At 66.7% G+C, this 12,055-nt stretch carries 12 protein-coding genes; 4 read left to right on the top strand and 8 right to left on the bottom strand.

Annotation, left to right across the window (positions count from 1 at the left end; translation table 11 throughout):
- Positions 1–5: 5 nt before the first annotated feature.
- The 5 genes from rng to mreB all read right to left on the bottom strand — a co-directional run bounded on the left by rng (position 6) and on the right by mreB (position 5,008).
- Positions 6–1,460: a ribonuclease G gene (gene rng / locus DBY63_RS03450; protein ID WP_007159529.1), complete on the bottom strand. Its 1,455-nt coding sequence runs from the start codon at positions 1,458–1,460 to the stop codon at positions 6–8.
- A 55-nt stretch (positions 1,461–1,515) separates the two neighbouring features.
- Positions 1,516–2,124, bottom strand: a complete 609-nt coding sequence (locus tag DBY63_RS03445; protein WP_027597099.1) for a nucleoside triphosphate pyrophosphatase — start codon at positions 2,122–2,124, stop codon at positions 1,516–1,518.
- Between the two features lie 62 nt (positions 2,125–2,186).
- A complete protein-coding gene (gene mreD / locus DBY63_RS03440) occupies positions 2,187–2,675 on the bottom strand; it encodes a rod shape-determining protein MreD (protein WP_007159531.1) in 489 nt (162 codons plus the stop codon).
- The gene (mreC, locus tag DBY63_RS03435) at positions 2,675–3,883 is read right to left on the bottom strand and encodes a rod shape-determining protein MreC (protein ID WP_108581278.1); all 1,209 of its coding nucleotides are present in this window, start codon (positions 3,881–3,883) and stop codon (positions 2,675–2,677) included. Before mreC ends, mreD begins: the two co-directional genes overlap by 1 nt.
- An 87-nt stretch (positions 3,884–3,970) precedes the next feature.
- Positions 3,971–5,008: a rod shape-determining protein MreB gene (mreB, locus tag DBY63_RS03430; RefSeq protein WP_007159533.1), complete on the bottom strand. Its 1,038-nt coding sequence runs from the start codon at positions 5,006–5,008 to the stop codon at positions 3,971–3,973.
- Between the two features lie 232 nt (positions 5,009–5,240).
- Here mreB and gatC point away from each other — a divergent pair, with 232 nt between their 5' ends.
- The 4 genes from gatC to DBY63_RS03410 all read left to right on the top strand — a co-directional run bounded on the left by gatC (position 5,241) and on the right by DBY63_RS03410 (position 8,939).
- Complete coding sequence (gene gatC / locus DBY63_RS03425) at positions 5,241–5,528, top strand: Asp-tRNA(Asn)/Glu-tRNA(Gln) amidotransferase subunit GatC (protein WP_027597101.1); 288 nt, start codon at positions 5,241–5,243, stop codon at positions 5,526–5,528.
- 8 nt (positions 5,529–5,536) lie between these two features.
- Positions 5,537–6,988 (top strand): Asp-tRNA(Asn)/Glu-tRNA(Gln) amidotransferase subunit GatA, encoded by a 1,452-nt coding sequence (gene gatA, locus DBY63_RS03420; RefSeq protein WP_044341479.1) that lies wholly within the window; start codon positions 5,537–5,539, stop codon positions 6,986–6,988.
- A 14-nt stretch (positions 6,989–7,002) separates the two neighbouring features.
- Positions 7,003–8,451 carry an Asp-tRNA(Asn)/Glu-tRNA(Gln) amidotransferase subunit GatB gene (gene gatB / locus DBY63_RS03415; RefSeq protein WP_108581277.1) on the top strand — a complete coding sequence of 483 codons (1,449 nt, stop codon included), beginning with the start codon at positions 7,003–7,005 and terminating at the stop codon, positions 8,449–8,451.
- 89 nt (positions 8,452–8,540) lie between these two features.
- Positions 8,541–8,939, top strand: a complete 399-nt coding sequence (locus DBY63_RS03410) for a septal ring lytic transglycosylase RlpA family protein (RefSeq protein WP_007159537.1) — start codon at positions 8,541–8,543, stop codon at positions 8,937–8,939.
- 8 nt (positions 8,940–8,947) lie between these two features.
- Here the strand turns inward: DBY63_RS03410 and DBY63_RS03405 are convergent, their stop codons facing one another.
- From DBY63_RS03405 to DBY63_RS03395, 3 genes are all read right to left on the bottom strand, one after another.
- Complete coding sequence (locus DBY63_RS03405; protein ID WP_256594346.1) at positions 8,948–9,967, bottom strand: alginate lyase family protein; 1,020 nt, start codon at positions 9,965–9,967, stop codon at positions 8,948–8,950.
- A gap of 224 nt (positions 9,968–10,191) precedes the next feature.
- A complete protein-coding gene (kdgD, locus tag DBY63_RS03400) occupies positions 10,192–11,103 on the bottom strand; it encodes a 5-dehydro-4-deoxyglucarate dehydratase (RefSeq protein ID WP_007159539.1) in 912 nt (303 codons plus the stop codon).
- A gap of 133 nt (positions 11,104–11,236) precedes the next feature.
- Positions 11,237–11,989 carry a FadR/GntR family transcriptional regulator gene (locus tag DBY63_RS03395; RefSeq protein WP_027597104.1) on the bottom strand — a complete coding sequence of 251 codons (753 nt, stop codon included), beginning with the start codon at positions 11,987–11,989 and terminating at the stop codon, positions 11,237–11,239.
- Positions 11,990–12,055 lie beyond the last annotated feature (66 nt).

Raw genomic sequence — 12,055 nt, 5'->3', positions numbered from 1 at the left:
CGGACCTAGAGCAGCACGACATCGTACTGCTCCTGGGAATACATGGTCTCCACCTGGAATTTGACGGTGCGGCCGATGAAGGCTTCGAGGTCGGCGACGTTGCCCGACTCCTCGTCCAGCAGTCGATCCACCACTTTCTGGTTGGCCAGCACCAGATAGGAATTGGCCTGGTAGGCCCGCGCCTCGCGCAGGATCTCGCGGAAGATCTCGTAGCAGATGGTTTCCGCGGTGCGCAGGATGCCGCGGCCCTGGCAGTTGGCGCAGGGCTCGCAGAGGACCTGGGACAGGCTCTCGCGGGTGCGCTTGCGGGTCATCTGCAGCAGGCCCAGTTCGGTGATGCCGATGATGTTGGTCTTGGCATGGTCGCGTTCGAGCTGCTTTTCCAGGGTGCGGATCACCTGGCGCTGGTGCTCTTCGTCTTCCATGTCGATGAAGTCGATGATGATGATGCCGCCGAGATTGCGCAGCCGCAGCTGGCGGGCGATGGCGGTGGCCGCCTCCAGATTGGTCTTGAAGATGGTCTCTTCCAGATTGCGATGGCCGACGAAGGCGCCGGTGTTGACGTCGATGGTGGTCATCGCCTCAGTGGGATCGATCACCAGATAGCCCCCGGACTTGAGCAGCACCTTGCGCTCCAGGGCCTTCTGGATCTCGTCTTCCACGCCATAGAGGTCGAAGATCGGCCGCTCCCCTGGATAGTGCTCCAGCCGCGCCGCCACCTCGGGCATCAGCTCTTCGACGAACTGGCCGATGCGCTGGAAATTCTCGCGACTGTCGACGCGGATCTTTTCCGTGCGCGGCCCGACCAGATCGCGCAGGGCGCGCAGGGCCAGGGTCAGGTCTTCGTAGATGGGTACCGGCGTCGGCCCTTGGAGATTGCCGGAGATCTGCTGCCAGAGGCGCCGCAGGTAGCGGATGTCGGCGAGGATGTCTTCTTCGCGCGCCGCCTCGGCAGCGGTGCGCAGGATGAAGCCGCCCTCGTGCTCGATGCCCTCGCTCTCCACGCAGCGCGCCATGATCGCCTTGAGCCGCTCGCGCTCGGCTTCGTCCTCGATCTTCAGCGAGATGCCGACGTGGGAGGTGCGCGGCATATAGACCAGGTAGCGCGAGGGGATCGACAGATGGGTGGTGAGGCGGGCGCCCTTGGTGCCTATGGGGTCCTTGGTGACCTGGACCACCAGCGTCTGGCCTTCGCGCACCAGGGCGTTGATGCTTTCCACCGCCGCGCCTTCGCGCTGAGAGATCTCGGCGGCATGGATGAAGGCCGCGCGGGCCAGGCCGATGTCGACGAAGGCCGCCTGCATGCCCGGCAGCACCCGCACCACCCGCCCGCGATAGATGTTGCCGACGATGCCGCGCCTGAGGGTGCGCTCGACGTGCACCTCCTGCAGCACACCGTTTTCCACGACGGCGACACGGGACTCCATGGGAGTGATGTTGATGAGGATCTCTTCGCTCATGGAGGACTCTTGGACGACGTGAAAGGGCGGAAGGGAGGCCGAGGCGCCGGGCGCCTCAGGACTGGGCGGTCGGCCGTCCGACAGACCGCCAACAAGGGATGGCGAAAGCGCTCAGCAGTTCCGCGGTCTCGCACAGCGGCAGCCCTACGACGGCGCTGTAGCTGCCGTGCAGGCTGCGCACGAAGACTGCGCCGGCGCCCTGGATGGCGTAGCTGCCGGCCTTGTCGGCCGGCTCGCCGGTGTCCCAGTAGCGCTCGGCCTCGCCGGGCGCCAGGGGGCGGAATTCCACCTCGGCGGACACCACGCGACTCAGGCAGCGCTCGCCATCGGCGACGGCGACGCCGGTCACCACCCGATGCCGGCGCCCGCTGAGCGCCGCGAGCATGGCCAGGGCGTCGGCGCGATCCCGGGGCTTGCCGAGCAGCCGGTCATCGAGCACCACGCAGGTGTCGGCGCCCAGCACGCAGCCACTGGAGGCACCGGCCAGCACCTGCCAGCCCATCGCCGCCTTGGCCCGCGCCAGGCGCTCGACATAGGCGTCTGCGGCTTCCCCTGGATGCGGGGTTTCGTCCACGGTTGCGGCGACCTTCTGGAAGCCCACGCCGATCTGTTCGAGCAGTTCGGCGCGGCGGGGCGAAGCGGAGGCAAGGTAGAGCTGAGGCATCGACAACAACCAGACGACAGGGGATGACGGGAGAATGCCAGCCTGTCGCAGGTGAAACCAGCTTAGTTGACGCCGAATCTGAGGCGCAGCCCGCGGAGCAGCAGATAGATCCACGGCCAGAGCAGCGCGCTGACCAGCGAGGGCGTGAGAAACACCAGGGTCGGCGGCCGGCTGCCGGCCAGGGCGTTGAGCCACAGCGCCAGCAGCTGGGCGATGCCATAGACCACCAGCAGCACGAAGCTCTGCTGCCAGATCGGAAAGGCCCGCAGCCGCTGCGCCAGGGAACGCACGAGAAAGACCACCAGGCTCAGCACCAGGGCGGTCTGGCCGAGCAGACTGCCGTAGAGCACGTCTTCGGCGATGCCCATCACCCAGGCGGTGAGCAGGCCGACGCGGTGCGGCAGGGTCAGGGTCCAGAAGGTCAGCAGCATGGCCAGCCACAGCGGCCGACCGATCTCCATGAACTCGGGCATGGGCACCACGGACAGCAGCAACCCGACCAACAGGGTGAGCCAGATCACCCACCCGTTGTGGCCGATGCGCAGCGCCATCAACGATCACCCTCGTCGGGCAATTCCGGCGCGGGTTGCTGGAGCCGGCGCTGCGACTGGCTAGCGCCTGGCGCTGGCTGAGCGGGCGTGGCAGTTGCGCCCTGGGCCGCCGGCCTGGCCGGCGTCGCCGGATGCGCCGAGCGGCCGTTGGCAGGCGGCTTGGTCGGCGTGGCGGGATGAGCCGAACTGCCGCCCTGCCCCGCCGGTGGCTTGGTCGGGGTCGCGCTGCGACTGCCGCTGTTGGCCGCGGGCGCCGGGGTGGCGTTGGCGGCCGCCGGTTGAGCGGCCGAGGCGCCGGCCGGCGGCGGATTCGCCGGGGCAGCCGGGCGCTGGGCCGCGTGGCGATCGGCGGCTTCCTGGGCCTCGGCGGCGTCATTGGCGCGCTGTTCAGGCGTGCGGGTGTCGCTGAACACCAGCAGCATGTAGCGGCTGCGATTGAGCTTGGCGGTGGGAATGGCGCGCACCACGGCGAAGGGTTGCCCCGAGTCGTGGATCACCTTGGACACGGTCGCCACCGGGTAGCCGGCCGGGAAGCGCTGCCCCAGGCCGGAGCTCACCAGCAGGTCGCCTTCCTTGATGTCGGCAGTGTCGGCCACATAGCGCAATTCCAGGCGCTCGGGATTGCCGGTGCCCACGGCGATGGCGCGCAGGCCGTTGCGATTGACCTGCACCGGAATGCTGTGGGTCACGTCGGTGAGCAGCAGCACCCGCGCCGAATAGGGCATCACCTCCACCACCTGCCCCATCAGGCCGCTGGCGTCGAGCACCGGCTGGCCGACGAAGACGCCGTCCTTCGCGCCCTTGTCGATGATGATGCGATGGGTATAGGGATTGGGGTCGACGCCGATCAGCTCGCCGACCAGCACCTTGTCGTCCACCAGGGCGGCGGAATTGAGCAGCTCGCGCAGGCGCACGTTCTGTTCGGTGAGGGCGGCGAGTTTCTGCAGACGGCGCTGCAGCAGCAGCTGCTCGGCCTTGAGTCGCTCGTTTTCCGCCATCAGCTCGGTGCGGCTGGAAAACTGATCGCTGACGCCTTCCCAGGCGCGCAGGGGAAAGCCCGCCACCTCATAGAGGGGCGAGAGGACCAGCGCCAGTTCGCTGCGTACCGGTTTCAGGTAGTCGAAGCGCGCGTCGGTGACCATGACACCCACCGAAAGGGCGGCCAGGATCAGCAGACGAATGCCCAGCGCCGGGCTTTTGCTGAAAATCGGCTTGATGGTGAGTTCCTCGCAGAACGCGCCCGGCGCTCCGGCCGCCAGGGGCAGCCGGAGCGGGGCCTGTAGCCTGGAACTGCCTTATTCGGTGGACAGCAGGTCCATGGCGTGGCGATCCATCATGTCCAGCGCCTTGCCGCCGCCACGGGCCACGCAGGTCAGCGGGTCTTCGGCGACGATCACCGGCAGCCCGGTTTCCAGCGACAGCAGCTTGTCCAGATCGCGCAGCAGGGCGCCACCACCGGTCAGCACCAGGCCGCGCTCGGCGATGTCGGAGGCCAGCTCCGGCGGCGACTGCTCCAGGCAGCTCTTGACCGCCTGGACGATGGTCGCCAGGGATTCCTGCATGGCTTCGAGCACCTCGTTGGAATTGAGGGTGAAGCTGCGCGGTACGCCTTCGGCCAGATTGCGGCCACGGACGTCGATCTCGCGGACCTCGCCGCCCGGGTAGGCGGTGCCGATTTCCTGCTTGATGCGCTCGGCGGTGGATTCGCCGATCAGGCTGCCGTAGTTGCGGCGCACATAGGTGACGATGGCTTCGTCGAAGCGATCGCCGCCGACGCGGACGGATTCGGCATAGACCACGCCATTCAGCGAGATCAGGGCGATCTCGGTGGTGCCGCCACCGATGTCGACGACCATGGAGCCATGGGCTTCCTCGACCGGCAGACCGGCGCCGATGGCCGCGGCCATCGGCTCCTCGATCAGGAACACCTCACGGGCACCCGCGCCCAGCGCGGATTCGCGAATGGCGCGACGCTCGACCTGGGTCGACTTGCAGGGCACGCAGATCAGCACCCGCGGACTGGGCTGCAGGAAGCTGTTCTCGTGCACCTTGTTGATGAAGTATTGCAACATCTTTTCGCAGACGCTGAAGTCGGCGATGACGCCGTCCTTCATCGGGCGAATGGCGGAGATGTTGCCCGGCGTCCGGCCGAGCATGCGCTTGGCGTCGGTACCGACGGCGACGACGCTCTTCTGGTTGCCGTGGGTACGGATGGCGACGACCGACGGCTCGTTGAGCACGATGCCACGCTCGCGGACATAAATAAGGGTGTTGGCGGTTCCCAGGTCGATCGACAGATCGCTGGAGAACATGCCACGCAATTTCTTGAACATGAGGTGACCCTAGGCGGTGACAAGCAGGCACGCGACAGGACAAACGTGCGGGTAAAAAAGTGCGGCAGACTCTATCAATCGCAGGGATTTAGGGCAAGGCGCCGATATGCTAGATTGAGAGCTTTTCCGGGCCGTTAAGCCCCTGTTCAACGCGGCGCCCGACCCGCCCAGCCCGTCTCCAGCATACGCGGCCACCGACCGGGTCATGCCGCCTTCCTGCTTGGAGAAGCCGATGGCGCTCGAACGCACCGACGTCGAAAAGATCGCTCACCTGGCCCGTCTGGGTCTCGATGAAGCGGATCTCGCCGCTACCACCGCCACCCTCAACGACATCCTCGGCCTCGTCGACCAGATGCAGGCCGTGGACACCACGGGTATCGATCCCCTCGCCCACCCGCTGGAAGCCACCCAGCGTCTGCGCCCCGACCAGGCCACCGAAGGCGACCGGCGCGAGGCCTACCAGGCCATCGCCCCGGCCGTGGAAGCCGGCCTGTACCTGGTCCCCAAGGTGATCGAGTGAGACACGACATGCATCAGCTGACCCTGACCGAAATCGCCGCCGCCCTGGCCGCGAAGGATTTTTCTGCCGAGGAACTGACCCGCGGCCTGCTGCAGCGGATCGAGCAGCTCGATCCCCAGCTCAACAGCTTCATCACCGTGACCGCCGACGCGGCCCTGGCCCAGGCGCGGGCCGCCGACGCCCGACGCGCCGCTGGCGAAAATGGCGCCCTGCTCGGTGCGCCCCTCGCCCACAAGGATCTGTTCTGCACCCAGGGGGTGCTCACCAGCTGCGGTTCGAAGATCCTCACCGGCTTCAAGGCGCCCTATGACGCCACCGTGGTGGAGCGCCTGGCCGCGGCCGGTACCGTCTCCCTGGGCAAGCTGAACATGGACGAATTCGCCATGGGTTCGGCCAACGAGTCCAGCCACTACGGCCCGGTGAAGAATCCCTGGGACCTGACCCGGGTCCCGGGCGGTTCCTCCGGTGGTTCCGCCGCGGCCGTGGCCGCGCGCCTGCTGCCGGCCGCCACCGGCACCGACACCGGCGGCTCAATCCGCCAGCCGGCGGCCCTGACCAACCTCACCGGCATCAAGCCCACCTACGGCCGCGTCTCGCGCTGGGGCATGATCGCCTACGCTTCCAGCCTCGACCAGGGCGGTCCCCTGGCGCGCACCGCCGAAGACTGCGCCCTGCTGCTGCAGGCCATGGCCGGTTTCGACCCCAAGGACTCCACCAGCGTCGACCAGCCGGTGGACGACTATCGCGCCGCCCTGCAGCAGCCGCTGAGCGGCCTGCGCATCGGCCTGCCGCGGGAATACTTCGGCGCCGGCCTGGACGCCCGCATCGGTGACAAGGTACTGGCCGTGGTCGAGGAGCTGAAGAAGCTCGGCGCCACCGTCAAGGACATCTCGCTGCCCACCCTGCAGCACGCGATTCCGGCCTATTACGTCATCGCCCCGGCCGAAGCCAGCTCCAACCTGTCGCGCTTCGACGGCGTGCGCTTCGGCTATCGCTGCGAGAATCCGGTCAACCTGGAAGATCTCTACAAGAGATCCCGTGGCGAAGGCTTCGGTGCGGAAGTGAAGCGCCGCATCATGGTCGGCACCTATGCCCTGTCGGCTGGCTACTACGACGCCTACTACCTCAAGGCCCAGCGCATCCGCCGGCTGATCAAGAACGACTTCGTCGCGGCCTTCGCCGAGGTCGACGTCATTCTCGGCCCGACCACGCCGAACCTGGCCTGGAAACTCGGCGAGAAGAGCAACGATCCGGTCTCCGCCTATCTCGAAGACCTCTACACCATCGCCGCCAACCTCGCCGGCATCCCCGGCCTGTCGATGCCGGCCGGCTTCGTCGATGGCCTGCCGGTGGGCGTGCAGCTGCTCGGCAACTATTTCCAGGAAGGCCGGCTACTCAACGTCGCCCACCAGTACCAGCAGGTCAGCGACTGGCATCGCCAGGCGCCGAGCGGCTTCTGAGGAAGGATAGAGACATGCAATGGGAAACCGTGATCGGGCTTGAGATTCACGCTCAGCTCAGCACCCAATCGAAGATTTTCTCCGGCAGCGCCACCAGTTTCGGCGCCGAGCCCAATGCCCACGCCAGCCTGGTCGACCTGGGCATGCCCGGCACCCTGCCGGTGCTCAACGCCGAAGCGGTGCGCATGGCCTGCAAGTTCGGTCTGGCCATCGACGCCGAGATTGCCGAACGCAACGTCTTCGCGCGCAAGAACTACTTCTACCCGGACCTGCCCAAAGGCTACCAGACCAGCCAGATGGATCATCCCATCGTCGGCAAGGGCCACCTGGACATCACCCTGGAAGACGGCACCGTCAAGCGCATCGGCATCACCCGCGCGCACCTGGAAGAAGACGCCGGCAAGAGCCTGCACGAAGACTTCCACGGCATGAGCGGCATCGACCTGAACCGCGCCGGCACGCCGCTGCTGGAGATCGTCTCCGAGCCGGACATCCGCAGCGCCAAGGAAGCCGTGGCCTATGTGAAGGCCATCCATGCCCTGGTGCGCTACCTGGGCATCTGCGACGGCAACATGGCCGAGGGTTCGCTGCGTTGCGACTGCAACGTCTCGGTACGCCCCAAGGGCCAGGAAGCCTTCGGCACCCGCGCCGAGATCAAGAACGTCAACTCCTTCCGCTTCATCGAGAAGGCCATCAACCACGAGGTCCAGCGCCAGATCGAATTGATCGAGGACGGCGGCACCGTGGTGCAGGAAACCCGCCTGTACGATCCCAACAAGGACGAGACCCGCTCTATGCGGAGCAAGGAAGAAGCCAACGACTACCGTTACTTCCCCTGCCCCGACCTCTTGCCGGTGGTGATCGAGCCAGCCTTCCTGGCCGAGGTGCGCAGCCAGCTGCCCGAGCTGCCGACCGAGAAGCGCGATCGCTTCCAGAGCGAGTACGGGCTGTCGGTATATGACGCCAGCGTGCTGTCCGCCAGCCGCGAACTGGCCGACTACTTCGAGGAAGTCCAGCGGGTGAGCGGCGACGCCAAGCTGGCCGCCAGCTGGGTGATGGGCGAATTGTCGAGCCTGCTCAACAAGCAGGACCTGGACATCGCCCAGGCGCCGGTGAGCGCGGCCCAGCTGGGCGGCCTGATTCTGCGCATCAAGGACGACACCATCTCCGGCAAGATCGCCAAGATGGTGTTCGAGGCGCTGGCCGCCGGCGAAGGCGCGAGCGCCGACGCCATCATCGAAGCCAAGGGCCTCAAGCAGGTTACCGACAGCGGCGCCATCGAGGCCATGCTGGACGAGGTCCTGGCGGCCAACGCCGCCCAGGTCGAGCAATACCGCGCCAGCGACGAAGCCAAGCGCGGCAAGATGTTCGGCTTCTTCGTCGGCCAGGCCATGAAGGCCTCCAAGGGCAAGGCCAACCCCGGCCAGGTCAACCAGCTGCTCAAGCAGAAACTGGAAGGCTGACGGCGGTCGCACGGGGTAACGGAGCGGGGCTGACAGTCCCGCTCCGACCCCTTAAGCTGCTGCCGGTCGTTTTGCCAGGAGGCATCGAGATGCATCGGATCCACCGTGCCGGACTGCTTTCGCTGGTCCTGCTGTTCGCCGGTTGCGCCAGTCAGGAAAGCTTCCCGCCCACGCTGTCCTCCAGTGCTGCCCATGACTATCAGGACACCGGCATGGCGTCCTTCTACTCCAAGTGGCACGCCGGGCGCCGCACCGCCAGCGGCGAGAAATACGATCCCGGGGCCCTGACCGCGGCCCATCGCACCCTGCCCTTCGGCACCCGGGTCCAGGTCACCAACCTGGCCAATGGTCGCAGCGTGGTGGTGCGCATCAACGATCGAGGGCCGACGGTCCGCCGCCGGCTGATCGACCTGTCGCGCAGTGCGGCCGATCGTCTCGACATGGTGGCCGACGGGACCTCCCGGGTCAGCATCCGCAGCCTCGACTGATACGGGCGCTAGCCCTGACAGGCTGGGGCAAAGGCCCACAGCAGCCGTGGCGGCGCCGCGGCGAGCTGTCGGGCGATGGAGGCATAGCGCGGATCGAGCAGACTGGCCGACCAGTACAGGTTTCTGGCGTTCTGCGGATCCCAGCGCCCCGCATAGCCGGGCAGACCGGCCTCGGCGCGTTGCACATCGAAATGTACTGTCGTCTTGCGGAATTCCTCATGACTGCGCTGGCCTTGCGCATAGGGCAGCAGCCAGTCGAGCGCCCTGGCCAGGGTCTGACCGTCTCGACCCGGCAAGTGCAACCAGTCCTCGCCGCGCCCCCGGGCCACCGCCGCCGCCAGCACCAGGGGTTCGAGGTCGTAGACGACATAGTGCAGGGCATCGCGCTCGCCGAAGTCCAGCACCTCGCCATCGGGCTTGAGATTGACCGACAGCTGCGCCACGAAGGCCGCCCGCGCCCGGGCGAACAGCGCCGGGTCATCCAGGGCACCCGCCGCCAGGGTCGCCAGCTTGATCCTGTGACTCTGCCAGTTGTTGCTCCAGACGCCACGGGCATCCCCACGATGCGCTTCCATCTGCTGCAGATAGCCCTCGGCCAGGGTCTCGATGAACGCGCGGGTGCGCTGGGCCGTGGCCAGGGGCAGGTCCGCCGCGGTCAGCCGATAGGCGAGGATGAGACCGCCCAGGTTGGTTTCGTCGATGGGCTGGAAGCTGGGCCGATACCCTGGCAGCCAGGCATCGAGATAGTGGGCCAGACGTGCCAGGGCCGCGGCATCGCGACTGTCCCGCCAGGCCAGCGCCAGATCGAGCATGTAGCCGAAGTCGCGCACCGCCGCGGCGGATTGATCGTGGATGCCGGTGTGCGGCAGGGTCCCCGCGGTATGGATCACCGGCAGCGCCTGGGGCTCCGGCGCCGGAGGCCGGCTGACCGCCAGTGCCAGCGCCGCGGCCGAGGGTGGCGTCGCGGCCAGGCAGGTCGAATGCCCGGGTGCTGCGGCCAGGGCGAGATACAGCAAGGCAGTGCTCATGGCGGGAATCCCCTGGCTAGCGGTGGCACGACTGGGCTGGTATCCCCCCAACCTGGCATCCGCGCCTTAGCAACGCCTTAAGTCAGCCGCCCAGGGTAGCCCTCTGACGCTGGCGTCCTGCCAACCGCCAGGAAAACCAGCCAAAAAAAGCCCGCGACCAAGCGACTGGCCGCGGGTTGTGCAACGGGGGGAGAGGCGCCGGAGCCCCTCTCGAAAAGCGGATCTTACTGGGGACCGAGCTTGTCCATCAGGGCGGCGAGCTTTTCGTACTCGTCCTGCTTGAGATCCGTCAGCGGGGTGCGCACGGGGCCGGCGTCGTAGCCGGCGATGCGGGCGCCCGCCTTGACGATGCTGACGGCGTAGCCGGCGCAACGGTTGCGGATTTCCAGGTACGGCAGGAAGAAGTCGTCGATCAGCTTGCCGACCGCCTGGTGATCGTCACGGGCGATGGCTTCGTAGAACTGCACGGCGGTCTTGGGGATGAAGTTGAACACGGCCGAGGAATAGACCGGCACGCCCAGCGCCTTGTAGGCGGCGGCATAGACTTCCGCGGTGGGCAGGCCACCCAGATAGCTGAAGCGATCGCCCAGGCGGCGGCGAATGGCGACCATAAGTTCGATGTCACCCAGGCCGTCCTTGTAGCCGATCAGGTTCGGGCAGCGCTCGGCCAGTTGCTCCAGGTGATGGGGCTGCAGGCGGCAGACGTTGCGGTTGTAGACCACCACGCCGATCTTGACCGACTTGCAGACGGCTTCGACATGGGCGGCCACGCCGTCCTGGCTGGCTTCGGTCAGGTAGTGCGGCAGCAGCAGCAGACCCTTGGCGCCCAGCCGTTCGGCCTCCTGGGCATAGGCGATGGCCTGGCGGGTGGAGCCACCGACACCGGCGAGGATCGGCACACTGCCCTGACAGGTGTCCACCGCGGTCTTGATGATGCCGCTGTATTCGCTGGCTTCCAGCGAGAAGAATTCACCGGTGCCACCAGCGGCGAACAGTGCGGTCGCACCGTAGGGGGCCAGCCACTCCAGGCGCTTGGCATAGGTGTCGGGGCGGAAGTCGCCGTTGGCATCGAAGTCGGTCAGCGGAAAGGACAGCAGACCGGAAGAGAGGACGTGTTTGAGTTCTTGTGGAGTCATCTTGAGTGCCTCGGCATAGGTTGGACTGGGGTGCGGCAGGTCCGCTACCCGTTGTAAGTCATCGTACAACCTCCTTTGTGGAAGGGGCAAGCCCCAACCAGAAAAATGCCTATCGCGACGTCAAAGCCCTGCTTCAGACCTCTTCCGCCTGGCGTTCCATTTCTTCATGGGCGCGTCTGAGCCGCTCGCGACTGTTGCTCAGGTGCAGGCGCATGGCCGAACGAGCCGCCTCGAGGTTGCCGTCTTCGATGGCCTGGACGATGGCTTCGTGCTCGGCATCCAGCCGCTTCTGATAGAGCTGCTGGTCGTCGTGGGCAAGATAGGCGGAATTGAGCCGGGTGCGCGGAATCAGCACCGTGCCCAGGTAGCTCATGATGTCGCTGAAATAGCGATTGCCGGTGGAACTGGCGATCAGCAGGTGCAATTCCAGATCCGCGCTCACCGCGCGATCGGGCTGCTCGACGCCGGTGCGCATGGCTTCCAGCAGCGCCCACATGGCCTGCAGTTGCTCGGCCGAGCGGCGCTGGGCGGCCAGGCCGGCGGCCTCGACTTCCAGGCTGATGCGCAGTTCGAGCATCGCCAGGACGTCCTTGAGGGTGGTGATGGTGGCCGGATCGATCGGCAATGGCGACTCGGGGCGCCGCTCCAGCACGAAGGTGCCGATGCCGTGGCGCGTTTCCACGTAACCCCCGGCCTGCAGCCGGGAAATGGCCTCGCGCACCACGGTGCGACTCACGCCCTGGGCCTGCATGATGGCCGACTCGGTGGGGAGCTTGTCGCCAGGCTGGAATTGGCCGTCGCCGATCTGCTGAATAAGCACTCCGACGACCTCTTCTGCCAGGCTGCGGGGTCTTTTTCGGGGGCGGGATACGGTAGCTGCTGACATGGATTCTCGTACCGATTGAAGGGACTCTGGAATCATAGCACCCCCCTTCCCGAAAACGCCCGATTT

This window comes from Pseudomonas sp. RIT411 (genome assembly GCF_003057735.2).
GTDB lineage: Bacteria > Pseudomonadota > Gammaproteobacteria > Pseudomonadales > Pseudomonadaceae > Chryseomonas > Chryseomonas oryzihabitans.
This window is presented reverse-complemented; position numbering and strand designations above follow the sequence as displayed.